The organism is Enterococcus sp. C53, assembly GCF_040887425.1.
GTDB lineage: Bacteria > Bacillota > Bacilli > Lactobacillales > Enterococcaceae > Enterococcus_B > Enterococcus_B hirae.
In genome coordinates, this window is sequence record NZ_JBFOFT010000001.1 from 85242 (window position 1) to 104604 (window position 19363).

Consider the following 19363-nt stretch of genomic DNA (forward strand, 5'->3'; position numbering starts at 1 on the left):
ATGACAGCAGTCAGTCCGATATAAAGGAGATGTCTTTTTTTAAATGATTTTTCTAAGAGATGGTGCATTCGTAAGTAGTAATGATTGATAAAATTAATTAAAGTATGTAATGAATTAGCAAGTTCCTCATTTAATAACAAAAATAAAACAATATTAATTGTTTTAAAATCACTTTTGTATTTATCTTTTTATAAATAAAGTGTTTTTTAATCGCATTTTTGTTAGGCTGTTTTTCTCTCATACTGCGTATTTTTGTAAAACGAAAGCAAAGACACTTTAGTTGGATGAGAAGGGGAACGAGTTGGTTTAGTGCAAAGTTGATAACTCTTGTGGGCGCCCATAAGACGATGTCGATGTGGTTAAATTTTTTCTATGAACTAGGGACTGGGACAAAAGTTGTCTCAGTCTCTTCTAGTATCTCTAAAAACGAATAAACGGTGAGACAAAAGTAGCATCTTCGGAAATAAGCCGAAATTTACCAAAAATTTGAGAAGCAATTTTCGGAAATTCCTTCTTATTTCTTGATGCTGAACACTTTTGTCTCAACCTCCTAGATGAACATGATTTTAATAGGATCTGAAAATAATCCAAATGGCAATGACTGCTGTTTTCTGTCGTATTTAAAATAAGTGTGCTATTAGAGAAGAACATCAAAGTGTTTTGAGAAGGTTAAAAAGGAAATGGTGAGTGTCACGATAAATGGAAACTGCTAGTAGCTAGCGGATAAAACATAATGAATAGCTCTAAATAAATCGATCTTTTTCATAACTACGAAGGAAAAATTTGTTAAGAGAATGAGCTAGGATCGGAAAGAACGCAAAAAAAGACCAGCGACTAAGATTTGCTGGTCAGTAGATAGGATAAGGCGAGTCTTTAGATTGGTGTTAGTTGGCAGCTCATGAAGCAGCGATCCAGCCCTTTTGTACGGCGATCTGCACCACTACCACCAATGTATTCATTCCCACATGTGTGATCATCGAGGTCCAGATTCTTCCCGTTGCTTTGTATTGTAGACTAAAGAAAAAACCTAAGAAAAAGTAGATCAGTAAGTGGCCATCGTTATGGGCAAAAGCAAACAATAAGGAACTAACGATTGCCCCGATCCAAAAGTTTGTATATTTGCCAACGATACCTAAGATGCTGCGACGAAAGACGAATTCTTCCATGACTGGACCAGCAACTGTGGTAGCTATTAAAAAGGCTGGAGCTTCAAGAATCATTTGAATAATATTTTGTGTATTCTCAGAAGGAGCGCTGTTACCAAATAAAAGAGTTTCCAACGTCACTGCAAGTGCCTGTAAGATCAAAGCAATGAAAATCCCAACACACCCATATAAGATGATTTTTGGTGTCGAAGCACTAGGAATGGCTGCTTCTAGTGGTAGTGGTTCATTTTGCTTGAAATAAAAGAAAGCTAAAACAATTGCTCCTAGGATATAGGCAATCGTCGTTGCTGTAATCACGTCAGTAACAGTATGGACGATTCCGATAGATGAAAGGATCAATGGGGAAAGAAAAATGAGTCCATAGCAAAAGATACTAGCGAAACTATATTTTTTTAATGACATAAAATACCTCCTTAAAGATAGGCAGAAGTAGACTGCAAGAATAGAAATTAATTATAACATAGATCAATTTAGAGGCTATTACTAAGGGACTTCTAACGGTTACGGATAAAATTAGTGTACTTTCATTTAAAAAGCTTGCAAAAAAATCAAAGTATGAGTATTATTAAAAATGTAGGTTAGCACTCGATGTGCAAGAGTGCTAACGAATCCAAAAAAAGAGTTATCGGAGGGATTTATCGTGTTAAAACCATTAGGTGATCGCGTCATTATCGAAGTCGCAAAAGAAGAAGAAACAACTGTTGGAGGAATTGTTTTAGCTTCATCCGCTAAAGAAAAACCACAAACAGGAACAGTTGTTGCAGTCGGTGAAGGCCGTTTATTGGAAAACGGAGAAAAAGTTCCTGCTGCTGTAAAAGCGGGCGACCAAGTGATGTTTGAAAAATATGCCGGTACAGAAGTAAAATTTGAAGGAAAAGAATATTTGATCGTTGCAGGAAAAGATATCATGGCGATCGTTGAATAAATAAAAAAGTACGAAAAAAATTTGATGAGGTGAATAGACATGGCAAAAGAATTGAAATTTGCAGAAGATGCACGCGCAGCAATGCTACGTGGAGTTGATAAATTAGCTGATACAGTAAAAGTAACGTTAGGTCCAAAAGGTCGTAATGTTGTATTAGAAAAATCATACGGTTCACCATTGATTACTAATGATGGCGTAACGATTGCAAAGGAAATCGAATTGGAAGATCACTTTGAAAACATGGGTGCAAAACTAGTTTCTGAAGTGGCTTCAAAAACCAATGATATCGCAGGTGACGGAACAACAACCGCTACTGTGTTAACCCAAGCAATTGTTCGTGAAGGATTAAAAAACGTAACAGCTGGAGCAAATCCTTTAGGTATTCGTCGTGGGATCGAATTGGCAACAAAAGCAGCAGTTGAAGAATTACACAACATTTCAACAGTCGTAGATTCTAAAGAAGCAATTGCTCAAGTTGCAGCTGTTTCTTCTGGTTCAGAAAAAGTGGGACATTTGATTGCTGATGCAATGGAAAAAGTCGGTAATGATGGTGTTATTACTATTGAAGAATCAAAAGGAATCGAAACCGAATTAGATGTTGTAGAAGGTATGCAATTTGATCGTGGTTACTTGTCACAATACATGGTAACTGACAATGACAAAATGGAAGCTGTTTTAGAAAATCCATACATTTTGATCACAGATAAGAAAATTTCTAATATCCAAGACATCTTGCCTTTATTAGAACAAATCTTACAACAATCTCGTCCGCTATTGATCATCGCTGACGATGTGGATGGAGAAGCTTTACCAACATTAGTCTTGAACAAAATCCGTGGGACATTTAACGTTGTTGCAGTGAAAGCACCTGGTTTCGGTGATCGTCGTAAAGCAATGCTTGAAGATATCGCTATCCTAACAGGCGGAACAGTGATTACGGACGACTTAGGATTAGAATTGAAAGATGCAACAATCGAAAACCTAGGAAATGCTTCAAAAGTTGTGGTAGACAAAGATAACACAACAATCGTTGAAGGCACTGGCGATAAAACAGCCATTGAAGCACGTGTTCAATTGATCAAAAACCAAATTGCTGAAACAACATCAGATTTTGACCGTGAAAAATTACAAGAACGCTTAGCAAAACTTGCTGGTGGGGTTGCAGTGGTCAAAGTTGGTGCAGCAACTGAAACAGAATTAAAAGAATTGAAATTACGAATTGAAGATGCATTGAATGCAACTCGTGCAGCCGTTGAAGAAGGTATGGTTTCAGGTGGTGGTACAGCATTAGTGAATGTCATCAACAAAGTTTCAGCAGTTGAAGCTCAAGGGGACGTTGCAACAGGTGTGAAAATCGTTGTTCGTGCCTTAGAAGAACCAATTCGTCAAATCGCAGAAAATGCGGGATATGAAGGTTCAGTCATCGTTGACAAATTGAAAAATGTTGAATTAGGAACAGGTTTCAATGCTGCAACAGGCGAATGGGTAAATATGGTTGAAGCAGGGATTGTTGATCCAACCAAAGTTACTCGTTCAGCATTACAAAATGCTGCATCTGTTTCAGCTCTATTATTAACAACTGAAGCAGTAGTTGCTGACAAACCAGAACCAGCAGCACCTGCAGCGCCAGCAATGGATCCATCAATGATGGGCGGCATGATGTAGTCATTAAGAAAGAACCCTGATATAAAAGGGTTCTTTCTTCTTTTTTTTGTTTTAAGTAAAAGGGCAAAAAATTAAGAGATATTTAGTTAATCAATCATTCGATGCGGATAGTTGCTTATGGTCTAGAACGACCTATATACGTGAAGCTAGAGGATCTTGATGTGCTACTATTTTTGTCTTTTTTTTTCTTTTTCTTCTTTATATTCTTCATATTTTTCAGATTCTCATTCTTAGACAACAAGGAGTGATTATTTTCCTTTGTACTTTTTAATGGCATAGGTTTCTCTACTAGGCAGTATTCGTTAATGTTTACTAGGTTAGACATTCGTTCGTTTATTCGATGTTTTCTTCTCATTATTTTTAATAATCTTCTGCGTTGTAGTATGGTCTTTATTTTATACTTTATTAGTCTCAGTATTCTTTTCAGTATACCTGCTTTTTTCGTCTTTTTATACAATTGAAAAACTCCTCTCAGTTACTGTTTTAAATGCATAGTAGCAGAGTTTGAATGAGGTACTTGAACTTATTTTTCTAGATAATAAAAATAAAGTTCTACTTTTTAAAAATTCAAAGACAAGTTTAAAGATTCGAAGACAAAAGTATGTATCGTATTGCTCGTTTTTTTAGAAGGTGAAGCAAAGATCTTGCTATGAGACGCGTTTCATAAGCTATACTCAATTCATCAAAAAGGAGGAATTACTGATGAATACTTATATCAAAACGACCAATGGCGCTACGAATGACTATTTTTATGCTTTTGTTGAATTTAAAGAAACAATGCTTGAATTGTCTAGTCCTCAAGGGTTAAATAAAACGGTAATGAAAAAAATTCCTTTAGATGAAATTAGTGGATTGGCAAAAGATACGTATCTGGGTGGGCAACGTATTAGCTTTGAATATGATGGAACGTTCTATCAATTTTTTGAATGTGGGCATGCTGTGGTAGACTATTTACAGGAAAATCTTTTTGTATAGGTGGTTTTAGTAAAGCATGACAAACATCAGAGATATTGCAAAACTGACGGGCTATTCTGTCTCTACCGTTTCACGGGTGATCAATAATCATCCTTATGTTGACGAAACAAAACGTGCCAAGATTCTATCCGTCATTAATGAGTTATCGTATGTTCCTAATGCAAGTGCCAGACAGCTCAGTTATGGAAAAACAAAAAATATTGGTGTTATTCTGCCTTATACGGATCATCCTTATTTCGATCAATTGCTTAGTGGGATCATTGAAGTCGCCTTCAACGAAGATTATCAGGTGACCTTGTTACCAACAAATTATCAGGCAGAAAGAGAGAGAATGTATTTAGAAGAATTTGCAGGTAAACGATTTGATGGTTTGATCGTTACTTCTCGTGCCAACAATTTAGATGTATTGCTCTCTTATCAAAAGTATGGGCCAATCATTTTTTGTGAAGAAATAAAAGAAACAGAAGCTGGTTGCGTGTTTATCGATCGTGAACAATCTATTACTGAAGCATTATTGTATTTAAAAAAACAAGGCGTGGAAAAGCTTGGCGTTACTTTAGGAAGAAGTGGTCGTCTTAGTTTTAATACAAAAGTGACGTTGGAACTTTGTAAAAAAATATTTCCCGATTTCAAAGAGGAAAATGTTTTTTGGAACTGTATTGACTATGAACAAGGGGTGAATGCAGCGACGTATTTTAAAGAAAAAAAGGTAGATGGTGTCTTCACTAATTCAGATACAGTTGCTGCCGGTATATTGCAAAGCTCCATCTTAGAAAGTAAAAACCGTCTTGTTGGTCGTGATAATCTGTTGATCAGTGAGCTAATGTCTTTTTCTACGATTGACCATGGCTTAAGAGAGTGTGGAGAAACGGCCTTTCTACTTTTTATCGAAGAAAAAAAAGATCAAATCAAAATTCCTTATCGATTTATTGTGCGATAGTCGAAATGGTTTTAATGCGGAATCAAAAGTAGATCGAAGTAACGCAAAAACCTAAAAAAGAAACCGAATAGCCAAAAATAGTTTCTCCTATTTTTGTGATTGCTTCGGTTTCTTTTTGACGCCAATGGATTATGAAAGAATGTAGTATCTGCATTCTGACAGGATGGATCATAAAGTGAGATCTTCGCTACTTATTTCCTAAAATGAACGTCCACTCAAAGACAACTTATTCAACCGCGTATGTTTGAATGATCGTATTCAATGCTTGGGCAGCTCCGTTTCCACAACGCTCATCATAGTAAGCGGTGAATCGTTCATCAGAGATATACAATAAGCCTAAGCCACGATGAGCTTCGGAACTATAAGAAGGCCAGCTAAAAGTAAGCCATTTTTTGTGTTCTTCAAATAGTTTCAATGCTAGTTTTTGATCAGAGTCTGATTGTAAATAAGCTGTCAAATCAGCTAAGAGTTGTTTTTCTAAAGACTGCATTTCTTCAAATTTTTCTTCAGACATATTTTGCCATTTTTTATTTGCTTTCTCAACGGTGTCGTCTCCATATTTTTCTCGTATTTCTTGTCCATAGTTTGTTTCATTTTCCATTATTTTTTGTTTTTTAAATCCTTCAAATTTCTCATGATCTTTCATCGGTTTTCCTCCTTCGTAACTCTCCAATGTATGTTGAATAGTCATTAATAGTGTGTCGAGCTGTTTTCTTTTTTCTTGTAACATTTCTTGATGTTGGATCAACGCTTGTCGATGATCGAAAGCTGGATTATCTAAAATTTCTGCAATTTGTTCTAACTTAAAATCAAGGGAGCGATAAAACAAAATCTGTTGTAGTCGGTCAACTTCTTGGCTAGTGTAGATCCGATAGCCAGACTCAGTCACCCGTGATGGTTTCAGTAAGTGAATCTGATCGTAAAAACGCAGGGTACGAGGACTAACACCAGAAATTTCTGCCATTTTTTTTATAGTATATTCCATGCTTAACTTCCTTATAGAATGATCTTATTCCTTGACGTAACTAGAAGGTCAAGAAATTTTGAATATTTTTTTGTGTTTATTTTTATGTTATAATAAGTAAAGTAAAAAAACGAATTTTTCTGCTTTAAATATGTCATGTTGAAAGCGATTCCTTTGTTGAGCGCTTGTTATAAATAATAATAGAAAAGAGGAATAAGATGAAATTAATCGAAACGCCAGTTACAAGTAATTTAAATATTAAGACGTTTTATCCTAAAGTAGTAGATTTTTTCTTTAGTAGTAAAGCCATCAAATACTATAAACTTTATTCGCTTGATCGAACACAGATTTTATACATTGATACGTATGAAAAATCCCAATTATTGATGATTAATACGAAGAAAAAAATCACCAAGCAAGAAATTGATTTTGCAATCCGTCGTATTTTGAAAGCAGAACGTGAAGACGTCAAGGTCCATATTGGTGTAAAACAAGACTTAGAACGAGCAGGTGTCCAATTCAAACGACCAAATAAAGATATCGTGATTGTTGAACAGAAAGTAGGTTGTTCACTGGAGGAAAAATAAAACAGTCTTCTGCAAATGAGTAAGTTGTGTACCGGTCTCAAAATTGGAGCTGTTAAGAAAAACTAGATACTTGGTTCAGAGAATAAGAGAAAAATTTTTTTCCAGGTCTCTAGGGATGGATGACTAAGGGCAAAATGCATCCCTTTAGTATTGTAGTAAGTTTTAATACATTTAAATATTTCCATCTGAGTTTGAGGTGATGTCTCTGAATTGAGTCTCTTTGTCCCACGAGGTTGGTAACGAGAAATCTTAGGATAAATTCAACAGAAAGAAGAAAACTTCTTTCTGTTTTTTTGAACTGGAAATCGGACGCTTGTTTGACTTCAAAAAAACTAGGAACTTTTTTATAAGCCTCGTTCCTCTCTTAAGTAATGCTTTTCTTGTTCTAACTTCTTCATGTCATCATGAGCATCAAAAAGTGCGTTCCCTTTTCTAAGAAACGCACTTGCTTTATATTTTTTAACTTCTTGAATCCAACGATACAAGCGGTGAGCCTGTTTTTTTAGCTACAGGCTAACTTCTTTCACAAAAAATTATTCTTCGATCATTAGGTTGACGGCAACAATTTTACTTACTTTATCAACTGAATCTCTTGGCATAATAGAAATCCTCGATTTTCCTTCACTTTTTATCTAGTTTATTACAACAATTCCAACATCAAACTATAACTCTTTCCTAATACTTATTAAAATATAAAAAAAAATTTATGATGGTACCTCTTTATCAGTATATAATGCTAAGTGTCGGGAGATACGTTACATAAATCTTATTACTATAGATAAAGGGAGGTAGTTAAATATATAAGAAAGCGCAAAGTGTAATATTTTTATTTAGGAAAAGAAAATTAAGTTTATGTAACTATGTATTATTAGATCTCTATTGAATCCAAGGATGATTTATTTAGATGATAATCAAATTTAAACCCATTCAGACATCTATTATAGAATAAACATAATCATCCGATTACTTGGAGAAAAATCAATACCGACATTTATTAATGGTTAGAGAATATGAACTTTAGGATGTCATGATAAAAAATAAAATATAAAAGGATTGATTTGATGAAATATAGTAAACTATTATTATTTACCTCGTTTTTGTGCATTAGTGCTGGGACAATAAATACCATGACCGTTAACGCAGCTCAACAAGTAACTGTCTCAGATTCAACTGTCCGAAATGCTGTGGAGGCTGTAAACAATTTATTTACCGACAATACATATACCACATTATCTCCAAACACAACAACTGAAACGATCAAAGAAGCTAGAACGCTGATTCTTAAGGCCGCAGGAAAATGTGACATCGTTCATTTAAGTAATTTATGCAAGAAGGCGGAAAGCTTGTTATTAGAAAGTACCAATTCAGTAGATTCAGCTGTCCAAAATGCTGTAGAGGCTGTAAACAATTTATTTACCGACAATACATATACCACATTATCTCCAAACACAACAACTGAAACAATCAAAGAAGCTAGAACGCTGATTCTTAAGGCTGTAGGAAAATGCGACATCGTTCATTTAAGTAATTTATGCAAGAAGGCGGAAAGTTTATTAGCACTATCTGTTCATTTATAAAAAATAGAAAATTTATAACCTTTCACTTCTTTAAATATTCCTATAGGCACGACACCTAAAAGTGGGAAGTAAAAAAATTGACATAGGCTGTTTGTCCTCTGCACTGTACGGAGGGCGAACAGCCTAATGTCTGTAGTCTTTTATGAGAGAAGCGGTGATTAAATTCAGTTTTTTCGGAAAAATCATGGAAGATTGGACAACTTTTAATTTCACTTCAAAATTGTCTGTAACCATAAAAAAGTCGACCCCAAAAAAGGTCACTTTTTAGTCTAAATTTTTTGAGGTAGGTTCATTATTGTTCTGGGTTATAAATTTATTTTCATTTGTCCTTTTTCAGAAAATAATCAAGATTTCTTCTACTCCAGCGTTTTTTTGTTATAATGGATAAGAAATGAAAACTTGCCAAGAGGAGTAATATAAAGATGAATAAAATTTACCCAGATGACAGTTTGACGTTGCATACTGATTTATACCAAATCAACATGATGCAAACGTACTGGGAATTAGGTCGTGCGGATCTCCACGCTGTTTTTGAATGCTATTTCCGTGATATGCCATTTAACCATGGGTATGCCGTGTTTGCAGGATTAGAACGTCTTGTTGAATACTTAGAAAATTTGACGTTTAGTGAGTCAGACATCGAATACTTACGCAAAATGGACATCTACCCAGAAGGTTTTTTAACATATTTAAAAGAATTTAAATTTAAAGCTACTGTCCGCTCGGCGCGTGAAGGTGAATTAGTGTTTGCCAATGAACCATTGATCCAAGTGGAAGGTCCGTTAGCACATTGTCAATTGATTGAAACAGCCCTACTGAATATGGTGAACTTTCAAACGTTGATCGCTACGAAGGCAGCAAGAATCAAATCAGTGATCGGCGATGATCCATTGTTAGAATTTGGTACTAGAAGAGCGCAAGAATTGGATGCTGCTGTTTGGGGGACTCGAGCTGCTTACATCGGTGGAGCAGATGCTACCAGTAATGTCAGAGCTGGGAAAATCTTTGGGATTCCTGCAAGTGGGACGCATGCGCATGCACTTGTTCAATCTTATGGAAATGATTATGAAGCGTTTATGGCTTATGCGAAAACTCATAAAGACTGCGTGTTCTTAGTTGATACTTACGATACCTTGAAATCTGGTGTGCCTAGTGCGATCCGTGTAGCAAAAGAATTAGGCAATAAAATCAATTTCCTTGGGGTTCGTATCGATAGTGGCGACATGGCGTATATTTCGAAGCGTGTTCGTGAACAATTAGATGCTGCTGGTTTCACTGAGGCTAAAATTTATGCTTCAAATGATTTAGATGAAGCAACGATTTTAAATTTAAAAATGCAAAAAGCTAAAATCGACGTTTGGGGTGTAGGAACGAAATTGATTACAGCCTATGACCAACCTGCGCTTGGTGCAGTCTTCAAATTAGTTTCAATTGAAGATAAAGAGGGCAAAATGATCGATACAATCAAGCTTTCCAGCAATGCAGAAAAAGTAACAACTCCTGGCAAGAAACAAGTGTGGCGAATCACTCGCAATTTTGATGGCAAATCAGAAGGAGACTACGTTACGCTTTGGGATGAAGATCCTAGAGAGGAAGCAGAGATTTTTATGTTTCATCCTGTGCATACCTTTATCAATAAAACGGTGCGTGACTTTACAGCTCGACCTATCTTACAAGATATTTTCGTGAAGGGCGAACGGGTCTATGAATTACCAACTTTAGATGAAATCAAAGCATATACACGTGATAACCTTGATTCACTGTGGGAAGAGTACAAACGTGACCTTAATCCACAAAAATACCCAGTTGATTTATCAACAGATTGTTGGAATCATAAAATGGCTACGATGGAACGGATGAAGAAAAACGTAGCTACTTTATACAATGAATATTAAGGAGGAAAAAGAATGAGCTTACAAGAAGAGATTATCCAAGAATTAGGTGTCAAACCAACCATTGATCCACAAGGTGAGATTCGAACTAGTATTGATTTCATGAAAGCTTATTTGAAGAAATATCCTTTCTTAAAAACTTTTGTTTTAGGAATCAGTGGGGGACAAGATTCTACGTTAGCGGGACGTTTGGCTCAATTAGCAATGGAAGAAATGCGTGAAGAAACACAAGACGATCGTTATCAATTTATCGCTGTACGCTTACCTTATGGCGAACAAGTAGACGAAGAGGATGCGAAAGCTGCAGTTGAATTTATCCAGCCTGACGTTCGCCTACGAGTGAATATCAAACCTGCTGTCGATGCGCAAGTTGCTGAATTAGTCGCTGCAGGGATCGAAGTCAGTGACTTCAATAAAGGAAATATCAAAGCTCGTCAACGGATGATTACACAGTATGCAATTGCAGGTGGGCATGCAGGAGCAGTCCTGGGAACGGATCATGCAGCTGAAAACATTACTGGTTTCTTTACAAAGTATGGCGACGGTGGCGCCGATTTATTACCATTATTCCGCTTGGACAAACGTCAAGGAAAACAATTATTACAAGAACTAGGGGCACCTGAGAAACTTTATACCAAAATCCCAACAGCTGATTTGGAAGATGGCAAGCCGTTGATCGCCGATGAGGTTGCTTTAGGTGTTACTTACACTGAGATTGATGATTATTTAGAAGGTAAAGAAGTTCCAACAGATGCCAAACAAAAAATTGAAGCTTGGTGGAACAAAACGCAGCATAAACGACACTTACCTATCTCAGTGTTAGATGATTTTTGGAAATAAGCCTAAAAACTTTGTTGAAGATCACACCAATGAATGAAGTAGCATTGCTTGTTTTTAATGAACTCGTCATTTAGTAAAAAATAAGGTTGTCATAGTAAAGTTCAGATGGAAAAATAACCTGCTATATCCGAAAACAGCTTCTCGCATTTTCTGGATATAGCGGGTTATTTCTATTATCAAGAGAATATGAACCGCATGTTCTTTTTCAAGATTTAAGACAAAAGATTAAAAATAGCTATTCATTGGGTTTCAGTTCTATTCTGTAGTAGTACGTCAATGAAGTACTATTAATTAAGATTATAAACGCATGGAGGATTTTTTAACGCCTTTTTTATAAGTCGCTACTTGCATACTATTGTTATGCTTTTACAATACGATATTGAGCAGTCGACAATTTGTGAGCAATCAAATCGGACAACGAATAAAAAAAGATAAGGGTTTGCAGACAGTTCTTTACTTGTTATCTGGAAATCATTAAAATAAGGAAAGCGGTATCGAATAATAAATGAATTAAAGGAGTATCCATTTGAAAAGACATATAAAAGATAGTCTCAATCAATTGTCTGTCAAACAGAAAAATTGGTTAAAATATACATTAGTGGCGATAAGTATCGTTTTTGTCGTTGGACTAAGCAATTTGTATTTACAATGGTGTCAAAACGATCTTTCTTTTGATCTAGCTGTAAAATTTGCTTTCTCGTGGCATACGGAAAAATTTTTATTAGCTTGTTTAGTGTTATTAATGATCTTCCTTTTTTTAGTGGCAGTATTAGGTTCTTTTCTCTTTGGAACATTCTTTTATCTTGTTGGCATTGGAATATTAGGTTACGCAAACTATTTAAAAATGACCTATCGACAAGAACCGATTTATCCCGACGACCTAAAGATGATCAAAGAGTTTGGTTTATTAAAAGATATGACAGGCACAACCTCGTTTTATCTATTAGCAGGAATGATCCTATTGGTGGTAGCAGGTGGTTGCTGGGCTATCTATCGGAGTTTTAAGAAAGACAAGAAATTTCAAGCCATCCGAGTGATCACATTATTTACTACGATCTTTGCGCTTATTTATATTAGTCATTTCAATAACCCAAATAATTTATTACGTAAAGCATATAACAAAACGGCTTTGTGGATTCCTTATAGTCAAAAGATGAATTATTATAATACTGGTTTTATTGGTGGTTTCTTATACAATTTAAAAATCGATCCAATGGAAAAGCCAAAAGGGTACTCTGAAGAAAAAATCAAGGAAATTACATCACACTATCAAAAGCTGGCAGATGAAAAAAATAAAACTGCCTCAGAAGAACAACCGAATATCATTTATGTGATGAGCGAAAGTTTTTCAGATCCTAGTCGTTTGAATGGGGTGGAAATTACCGGTGATCCTTTGGCAGATTATTATGCGGTGGCTGATCAGACTTATAGTGGTCAGATGCTTTCTCAAAATTATGGTGGGGGAACAGCCAATATCGAATTTGAAGCATTAACTGGTTTTTCAATGGGACTATTCAATGCCCAATTAACAACACCCTACACAATGTTAGTACCCAAAATGAATCAATTACCTTCGATCGTTTCAACATTGAAAGATCAAAATTACCATACGACTGCGATCCATCCTTATAACACCTCGATGTACAAAAGAAAAGATGTTTATGAGGTTTTAGGTTTTGATGAATTTATTAGTGAAAATACGATGACGTATACAGACACCATTGAAGATAATCCCTACATTTCTGATGCTTCTGCTTATCAAGAAGTGATGGATCTTTTAAAAGAGGACGATACACCCCAATTTATCCATCTTGTGACGATGCAAACCCATATGCCTTATGATGGAAAATATCAGCAGCTCGAATATACAGCCAAAACCGAGGATAATAGTGGGATAAGTAGTTTAGAAAATTATCTTCAAGATATTTCGTATAGTAGCCAATCCTTAAAAGCGTTCACGGAAGAACTGAAGAAGTTATCAAGAAGAACTCTAGTTGTTTTCTGGGGAGATCATTTACCAGGGATCTATTCTGACACCATTCAAAATAGTAATGAGAAACACACCTTACACGAAACACAGTTTTTGATGTTTGATAGTCAAGGAGAATTAGAAAAAACCGAAGCTCCTGTTACAAGTCCCTTTTATTTTGCTGCTGACTTGATGAATCAGACTAATCAACAGACAACTGGTTTTTATCAATTATTGTTGGCACTTCAAAATGAATTACCAGCGTTTGAGCGAGAACTATACTACCAAGAGGGGCAATGGCAGCGAGAAGCACAATTAAACAAAAAACAAGCAGAACTTTATCAAGCTTATGAGATGATTCAATATGATATTGTTTCTGGAGAAAAATACAGTTTACAAACAAATTTTTTTGAAAAATAACATATGACTTTATTACTCTGGGTAGAAAGCCTATTCAATTGTGCTAAAAAAAGGTAAAATAAAAGAGAAATAAAATCGAAAGTAGGAGAAAGAATGTTACCAAATATTGGTTATTATGTACAATCAGTCGATCGAATGGTCAAAGAGACGGAAGAGATCGGTGAACAGATGCATCCAAAATATCAAGTGATCAGAGAAGCGATTGATCAGAAAAAAACAGAAGACTTGTCTCCAGAAGAGTTAGCTGAAATCGTTCATTTGTTTGAAGAAGGAACAAAAAAATATCGTGTGATATTGAAAAAAATCAGTCAGTTGCGACCACCAGCAAAAGTAATGGGTATCCATAAAAGTTTTGAAAAAGCCTATACTTCCTACGTGGCTGGTTGTGAAGAAATGACTCAAAGTATCCAACCAGAGTCTGGAGTTGACCATGATTTATTTGATGCTTCTGAAGAAAAACAGGATCAAGCGACAGAAAATATTTCTTCAGCCATCCAAAAAATGACAAATTTATTGTTGAAAAAATAAAACAGTATAAAGTTTCGTTGAAAAATAGAGTGTTTTAATTTAATTATCATATGTTTTTTATGATAAAAATTAGTCAATCACTTATTATATGAAAGTAACCTATACCAACAACAATTTTGAATTACTCGATCGAATAATTCACTTTTACCGTCAAGCCTAACCAACTTGACGGTTTTTGCTATTTACCGATCGTTTGTCTCAGTTCAACTCAATCCCTCCATATTCAAATTCAACTTATAGAGGATGCTCTCAACAAATCGTTCACCGAAAACAATGTAGTTCAGATGAACAAATAATATACCCAGCGGAGTTTCAACACTAAGCCAAAAAACTCGAAACGTGAAAAAGTTGTTTCGAGTTTTTTCTTCATGATCAAATCAAGTAGTACTTTTCCGATCATTTATTTAATTTTCAACATTTCTGACATAATCATCAAAATATTGAAGTAAATCTTGTTTTAATTTTTGATAATCTGCTTCACTATATTCTTTTTCTTCTAACTTTCCTTGGAAAAAAGGGATTTCTAACTCTTCCCGTAATCGATCCAATACTTCATCTTTGTTCATGTTACTGCTCCTTTTCAAAATAAACACAGACACATTCTGGTGCATAGATGTCTTTTTGGCGTAATTCTAGTAAACCAGTCTCTTTATTTCGCGCGAAAAGCGTAAGATTATCGGTATTTTGATTGGCAGATAAGACATAGTCGTTCGTAGGATCTAAAGCGAAATCTCTAGGGAAATCGCCTTCAGTAGAAATAATTTGGATACATTCCAACAGTTGATCCTTTTCAGAAACTGCAAAGACTGCAATTGAGTTATGGCCACGATTGGAAGCATATACAAATCGACCATCATCTGAAATACGAATTGCAGCACCACCATTTTCTCCTTGAAAATCATCTGGTAGTGTACTAATTTTTTGTTTTTCTTCAAAGCTGCCTTGGGATTTATTATACGAAAGCACACGAACAGTACTATCAAGTTCACCAAATAGGTAAGCAATGGTTTCATTTGCAGGATGGAAGACAAGGTGGCGGGGACCAGTTCCAGGTTCTGCCACAAATTCAGAAACTATAGTTAATTTTCCTTGATCAGATACATCGTACGTATAGACCCGATCCGTTCCTAGGTCACAAACCACTAAGCGGTTGTCTGGAGTTAAATCAGTATAATGGACATGTGCATGGTCTTGATTTTTATGAGGACCAGTTGCTTCTTGATGAAAAACGGCATCAGTTGCTTCGAGACCTCCATCGTCTAGAATACGATAAACATTGACTTCACCTTTATGATAATTAGCACCATATACTAATTGACGAGATTCATCAACTGCAACGTAACATAAAGGAGCGCCTGATTCTGTTACCGCATTCAAAAAATGGAATTCTTGATCGTAAGCCCCGATCCCACCTAAACCGTCCAGACTTGTGACGTTATAAAGATTACCAGCTTCACTTTTTGCTAAGTAAGTTGGACTATTTTCTTTTACAGCTAGCTTCAATCCTGAGACTTCTGCTTTTTCTGTATCTAATTCAATGGTATAAATTCCTTCACTCACACGTCTTGTGTACGTCCCTAAAATGATTTTTTCTTTCATTTTATCCCTCCTAGAATGTATGAAATAGGTTCCTTGTTTATTTTAGCACATTTCAAACAGGAGAGTTAAACAATGAGAATATGTTATACTGAATATAGAGTGAGCGACAGAATTTGTAACAAAGGAGAGAATAAAATGATTCATGCAACCATCAAAGAAATCGGAGAAAATGCAGTAAGTGAACAAGAACCGATCTTGATTTTATTTGATCGAACAGCAACAACTACACTACGTAACTATTCAGTGATCCAAAAGATTACTTCTACCGAAAAATTTTCATTAAAAAAAGGGGATTCACTTTTTTTTGATCAACAAGAATATCAGATTGAACATGTGGGAAGATTGGCAAATGAAAATTTAAACACAGTAGGACATGTTACGCTGATTTTTGATTATTATTCTGAGGAAAATAGTATTGTGAACGGTCTTTACTTAACACCACATCAGTTACCTGAGATTCATGTCGGTACACAAATCAAATACAAGTAGGTGAGATTATGGAAGGAAAAAACAAGCGATCAAAACCAGTCTCTTGGTTTTGGCGATGGTTTTTAAATAATCAAGTCGTTACTGCGTTATTAGTAGTACTTTTGATCTTATTGATCGTTTTTTTATTTACTAAGGTGTCCTATCTATTTGCCCCGATCTGGCAATTCCTGGCGATCGTTGGCTTACCCATTATTTTAGCGGCAATTTTGTATTATTTGATGAATCCAGTTGTTGACTATTTGGAAAAGCGCCAAGTTCCAAGGCTCTATAGCATCATCGGGTTATTTGTATTAGTCGTGGCACTGATTGCTTGGGGAACAGTGGTAATCATTCCTAAAATCCAAGAGCAAACCGTGAGTTTTATCAATCATTTTCCTCAATATGTGGATACGATCGATAATAAATTGACAGAAATACTAAGAGATCCTCTATTCAACCAATTTAGGGAACAATTGGAAGCTACTGGCAATAAGTTCATGAGTTCAGCAGGTGATATGCTCCAAGATATTTCAAAAAGTACGGTTCAAAGTTTAGGAAGTTTTGTGGGAGCAGTTGCTACGATTATTGTTGCTTTGCTAACTATGCCTTTTATCCTTTTCTATTTATTGAAAGATGGCAAGCAACTTGCCCCTTATTTTGTGAATTTCCTACCAACACGTATGCGAAAACCAACTTTGAAAGTATTAAGTGAAATGAACGATCAAGTTTCTTCTTATATCCGTGGACAATTGACGGTGGCTTTTGCAGTAGCGATCATGTTTATGATTGGATTTGCGATCATTGGACTCGATTATGCAGTCACCTTAGGGATCATTGCCGGTTTTTTAAATTTGATTCCCTATCTAGGCTCATTTTTAGCAATGATTCCGGCCGTATTCTTAGGAATCGTGGCGGGACCGATCATGTTGATCAAAGTATTGATCGTATTTGCTTTAGAACAAACGATTGAAGGACGATTGATTTCTCCATTAGTCTTAGGGAATCAATTGGCGATCCATCCGGTCACGATCTTATTAGTTTTATTAACTTCTGGGAAGCTGTTTGGAATCGTCGGTGTGATTTTAGGTATTCCAGTATATGCTGCAGCAAAAGTGGTTATCTCACATGTTTTTGAATGGTATACAACTATCTCTAGTTTATATGAAGAAAAACAAAGTGACTAATCAACTGTGCACTAAAAACACATGACTAAAAAACGAAGAAAGCGAAAATAGTTTAAATATTTTCGAGATTCTTCGTTTTTTTTAATTTTTTTTAATAAATTTTTAGGTACTCGCTATGCAACAATCAAAGTTAGTAAGGGACTAACTTTATAGTAAACCTGCAAGTAGCTTTTATTAGAACGTTTGACCAAATGCTGCAGCTTTATCTAAAGCTGATTGCATCAATTCTTCTGCACGGTCAGGGGTATAGTCGATACCTTCAATAAATAATTGATCCACTTGATCGATACCGACAAAGTTCAAGATGCCTTTGACATATTGAGAAGCGAAGTCTTGACCGTTATAAATGCCTCCGTTGGATTGGATGTGCAAAGCTTTTTTACCAGAAACTAATCCTTCTGGTCCGTTTTCAGTATAACGGAATGTCTTGCCAGCGACATTGACGGTGTCAAACCAAGCTTTTAATTTTGTTGGGATATTCAAGTTCCATAAAGCATTTGCAATAACGATCTTGTCTGCAGCAAGAAATTGGTCGGTCAATTCATTGAAACGAGCAATTTTTTGTTGTTGACTTTCAGACAAAGTAGAGAACTCAGCACCTGCCCGAAGTGCTTCCCATCCTGAAAGTAATTCTTCATCGATTTCTGGGATATCATCACGATAAAGCTCTAAAACAGTCACTTCATCTTCCGGATGATTTTCTTTGTAACTAGTTAAAAAAGTTGTTAATGCTTTAACTGAACGTGATTCCTGTGCAGTTAATGGGTGCCCTTTTACTACTAAAACTGATGCCATAATATTCTCTCCTTTAAGCTGACTTGTTATCTGACTAACATAGCTAGTTTACTTGAAAGCGAAAAGGCTATCAAGTTTTTTTAAGGTTCGATTTTTAATTATGAATTTTTTTAGTCTTTTCATGAAAAAAATATGGAAAAGCATTGCAAAACATCTTCTTGGTGTTATAATGACACAGTGTCATGTGACAGTGTGTCATTTTAGGAAGGAGGAAAAAGATGCCTACGAAAACTTTTTTTCATCTACCAGAGGAAAAGCAGAAACGTTTATTAGAAGCAGCTAGGATTGAATTTTCCAGAGTACCATTAAAAGATGCTTCCATCGCAAATATCGTGAAAATCGCAGAAATCCCTAGAGGTAGTTTTTATCAGTATTTTGAAGACAAAGAGGATCTTTACTATTATTATTTTGAAACTGTTCGACGTGATAGTTCAAAAGATATGTTCCAACTGATAAAAGATGTCGATGGGGATTTATTCGAAGGATTCGAGCTTTATTTTACTAAAATCATTCGGGAGATTTTAGTCGGGGAAAATGCTTCTTTTTATCGTAATCTTTTCATGAACTTGGACTATCGTGCTTCTCGTAAAGTCGTGCCACATACAAAAGATGATCAGCGTCATTCACATGAAAAGCATCAAAAAGAGGCGAAAGAATTAATTGGATTGATTGATCGAACGACACTGAAAGTAAACGATGATCATGAACTGGAACTACTGATCCAATTGATCATGAATATCGTCTTTACTACGATTGCTCATGCCTATAAATCATTTTCAAAAAACGAAAATTACTCCGTGGATCATGCCATTAAAGAATTTAAATTAAAACTATCATGGTTGAAAGACGGCGTATATCAATAGAAAGAG

General features: G+C 35.5%; 18 protein-coding genes. 13 read left to right on the plus strand and 5 right to left on the minus strand.

The window, feature by feature from the left end:
- Positions 1-896 precede the first annotated feature (896 nt).
- A complete protein-coding gene (locus AB3I42_RS00445; protein ID WP_306690222.1) occupies positions 897-1568 on the minus strand; it encodes a CPBP family intramembrane glutamic endopeptidase in 672 nt (223 codons plus the stop codon).
- Between the two features lie 238 nt (positions 1569-1806).
- Here AB3I42_RS00445 and groES point away from each other — a divergent pair, with 238 nt between their 5' ends.
- The 4 genes from groES to AB3I42_RS00465 all read left to right on the plus strand — a co-directional run bounded on the left by groES (position 1807) and on the right by AB3I42_RS00465 (position 5671).
- The gene (gene groES / locus AB3I42_RS00450) at positions 1807-2091 is read left to right on the plus strand and encodes a co-chaperone GroES (RefSeq protein ID WP_010738436.1); all 285 of its coding nucleotides are present in this window, start codon (positions 1807-1809) and stop codon (positions 2089-2091) included.
- Positions 2092-2130: 39 nt separating this feature from the next.
- On the plus strand, positions 2131-3756 hold the full coding sequence (gene groL / locus AB3I42_RS00455; RefSeq protein ID WP_081122944.1) for a chaperonin GroEL: 1626 nt from the start codon (positions 2131-2133) through the stop codon (positions 3754-3756).
- 702 nt (positions 3757-4458) lie between these two features.
- A complete protein-coding gene (locus tag AB3I42_RS00460) occupies positions 4459-4731 on the plus strand; it encodes a hypothetical protein (RefSeq protein ID WP_010738434.1) in 273 nt (90 codons plus the stop codon).
- Positions 4732-4747: 16 nt separating this feature from the next.
- Positions 4748-5671 carry a LacI family DNA-binding transcriptional regulator gene (locus AB3I42_RS00465; protein ID WP_010738433.1) on the plus strand — a complete coding sequence of 308 codons (924 nt, stop codon included), beginning with the start codon at positions 4748-4750 and terminating at the stop codon, positions 5669-5671.
- A gap of 226 nt (positions 5672-5897) precedes the next feature.
- Here AB3I42_RS00465 and AB3I42_RS00470 read toward each other — a convergent pair whose 3' ends face one another.
- A complete protein-coding gene (locus AB3I42_RS00470; protein WP_034699548.1) occupies positions 5898-6656 on the minus strand; it encodes a MerR family transcriptional regulator in 759 nt (252 codons plus the stop codon).
- Between the two features lie 197 nt (positions 6657-6853).
- Between AB3I42_RS00470 and AB3I42_RS00475 the strand changes: the two genes are divergently transcribed.
- From AB3I42_RS00475 to AB3I42_RS00500, 6 genes are all read left to right on the plus strand, one after another.
- Positions 6854-7222: a DUF1827 family protein gene (locus AB3I42_RS00475; RefSeq protein WP_010738431.1), complete on the plus strand. Its 369-nt coding sequence runs from the start codon at positions 6854-6856 to the stop codon at positions 7220-7222.
- Positions 7223-8283: 1061 nt separating this feature from the next.
- The gene (locus AB3I42_RS00480) at positions 8284-8799 is read left to right on the plus strand and encodes a hypothetical protein (RefSeq protein WP_240144267.1); all 516 of its coding nucleotides are present in this window, start codon (positions 8284-8286) and stop codon (positions 8797-8799) included.
- A 422-nt stretch (positions 8800-9221) separates the two neighbouring features.
- Positions 9222-10694: a nicotinate phosphoribosyltransferase gene (locus AB3I42_RS00485; protein WP_010738428.1), complete on the plus strand. Its 1473-nt coding sequence runs from the start codon at positions 9222-9224 to the stop codon at positions 10692-10694.
- A 12-nt stretch (positions 10695-10706) separates the two neighbouring features.
- Entirely contained in the window at positions 10707-11531 is an 825-nt protein-coding gene (gene nadE / locus AB3I42_RS00490; RefSeq protein ID WP_010720037.1) for an ammonia-dependent NAD(+) synthetase, read from the plus strand.
- A 538-nt stretch (positions 11532-12069) separates the two neighbouring features.
- Positions 12070-13920, plus strand: a complete 1851-nt coding sequence (locus tag AB3I42_RS00495; RefSeq protein WP_025480550.1) for an LTA synthase family protein — start codon at positions 12070-12072, stop codon at positions 13918-13920.
- A 93-nt stretch (positions 13921-14013) separates the two neighbouring features.
- On the plus strand, positions 14014-14448 hold the full coding sequence (locus AB3I42_RS00500; protein WP_010738426.1) for a hypothetical protein: 435 nt from the start codon (positions 14014-14016) through the stop codon (positions 14446-14448).
- 404 nt (positions 14449-14852) lie between these two features.
- Here the strand turns inward: AB3I42_RS00500 and AB3I42_RS00505 are convergent, their stop codons facing one another.
- Together AB3I42_RS00505 and AB3I42_RS00510 are read right to left on the minus strand one after the other, a co-directional pair.
- Complete coding sequence (locus AB3I42_RS00505; protein WP_010720034.1) at positions 14853-15014, minus strand: hypothetical protein; 162 nt, start codon at positions 15012-15014, stop codon at positions 14853-14855.
- 1 nt (position 15015) lies between these two features.
- The gene (locus AB3I42_RS00510; protein WP_010738424.1) at positions 15016-16047 is read right to left on the minus strand and encodes a lactonase family protein; all 1032 of its coding nucleotides are present in this window, start codon (positions 16045-16047) and stop codon (positions 15016-15018) included.
- A 135-nt stretch (positions 16048-16182) separates the two neighbouring features.
- Here AB3I42_RS00510 and AB3I42_RS00515 point away from each other — a divergent pair, with 135 nt between their 5' ends.
- Positions 16183-16536 (plus strand): PTS glucitol/sorbitol transporter subunit IIA, encoded by a 354-nt coding sequence (locus tag AB3I42_RS00515; RefSeq protein ID WP_010738423.1) that lies wholly within the window; start codon positions 16183-16185, stop codon positions 16534-16536.
- Between the two features lie 8 nt (positions 16537-16544).
- Positions 16545-17699 carry an AI-2E family transporter gene (locus AB3I42_RS00520; protein ID WP_368022189.1) on the plus strand — a complete coding sequence of 385 codons (1155 nt, stop codon included), beginning with the start codon at positions 16545-16547 and terminating at the stop codon, positions 17697-17699.
- Between the two features lie 174 nt (positions 17700-17873).
- Here the strand turns inward: AB3I42_RS00520 and AB3I42_RS00525 are convergent, their stop codons facing one another.
- Positions 17874-18494: an NAD(P)H-dependent oxidoreductase gene (locus tag AB3I42_RS00525; protein WP_010720030.1), complete on the minus strand. Its 621-nt coding sequence runs from the start codon at positions 18492-18494 to the stop codon at positions 17874-17876.
- A gap of 218 nt (positions 18495-18712) precedes the next feature.
- Between AB3I42_RS00525 and AB3I42_RS00530 the strand changes: the two genes are divergently transcribed.
- The gene (locus AB3I42_RS00530; RefSeq protein WP_034866202.1) at positions 18713-19357 is read left to right on the plus strand and encodes a TetR/AcrR family transcriptional regulator; all 645 of its coding nucleotides are present in this window, start codon (positions 18713-18715) and stop codon (positions 19355-19357) included.
- Positions 19358-19363: the final 6 nt, after the last annotated feature.

Excerpts from the sequence above, each read along its gene's own strand:
- AB3I42_RS00445 (WP_306690222.1), bottom strand. The coding sequence starts at position 1,568 with ATGTCATTAAAAAAATATAGTTTCGCTAGTATCTTTTGCTATGGACTC.
- groL (WP_081122944.1), top strand. The coding sequence starts at position 2,131 with ATGGCAAAAGAATTGAAATTTGCAGAAGATGCACGCGCAGCAATGCTA.
- AB3I42_RS00460 (WP_010738434.1), top strand. The coding sequence starts at position 4,459 with ATGAATACTTATATCAAAACGACCAATGGCGCTACGAATGACTATTTT.
- AB3I42_RS00465 (WP_010738433.1), top strand. The coding sequence starts at position 4,748 with ATGACAAACATCAGAGATATTGCAAAACTGACGGGCTATTCTGTCTCT.
- AB3I42_RS00470 (WP_034699548.1), bottom strand. The coding sequence starts at position 6,656 with ATGGAATATACTATAAAAAAAATGGCAGAAATTTCTGGTGTTAGTCCT.
- AB3I42_RS00475 (WP_010738431.1), top strand. The coding sequence starts at position 6,854 with ATGAAATTAATCGAAACGCCAGTTACAAGTAATTTAAATATTAAGACG.
- AB3I42_RS00480 (WP_240144267.1), top strand. The coding sequence starts at position 8,284 with ATGAAATATAGTAAACTATTATTATTTACCTCGTTTTTGTGCATTAGT.
- AB3I42_RS00485 (WP_010738428.1), top strand. The coding sequence starts at position 9,222 with ATGAATAAAATTTACCCAGATGACAGTTTGACGTTGCATACTGATTTA.
- nadE (WP_010720037.1), top strand. The coding sequence starts at position 10,707 with ATGAGCTTACAAGAAGAGATTATCCAAGAATTAGGTGTCAAACCAACC.
- AB3I42_RS00500 (WP_010738426.1), top strand. The coding sequence starts at position 14,014 with ATGTTACCAAATATTGGTTATTATGTACAATCAGTCGATCGAATGGTC.
- AB3I42_RS00505 (WP_010720034.1), bottom strand. The coding sequence starts at position 15,014 with ATGAACAAAGATGAAGTATTGGATCGATTACGGGAAGAGTTAGAAATC.
- AB3I42_RS00510 (WP_010738424.1), bottom strand. The coding sequence starts at position 16,047 with ATGAAAGAAAAAATCATTTTAGGGACGTACACAAGACGTGTGAGTGAA.
- AB3I42_RS00515 (WP_010738423.1), top strand. The coding sequence starts at position 16,183 with ATGATTCATGCAACCATCAAAGAAATCGGAGAAAATGCAGTAAGTGAA.
- AB3I42_RS00520 (WP_368022189.1), top strand. The coding sequence starts at position 16,545 with ATGGAAGGAAAAAACAAGCGATCAAAACCAGTCTCTTGGTTTTGGCGA.
- AB3I42_RS00525 (WP_010720030.1), bottom strand. The coding sequence starts at position 18,494 with ATGGCATCAGTTTTAGTAGTAAAAGGGCACCCATTAACTGCACAGGAA.
- AB3I42_RS00530 (WP_034866202.1), top strand. The coding sequence starts at position 18,713 with ATGCCTACGAAAACTTTTTTTCATCTACCAGAGGAAAAGCAGAAACGT.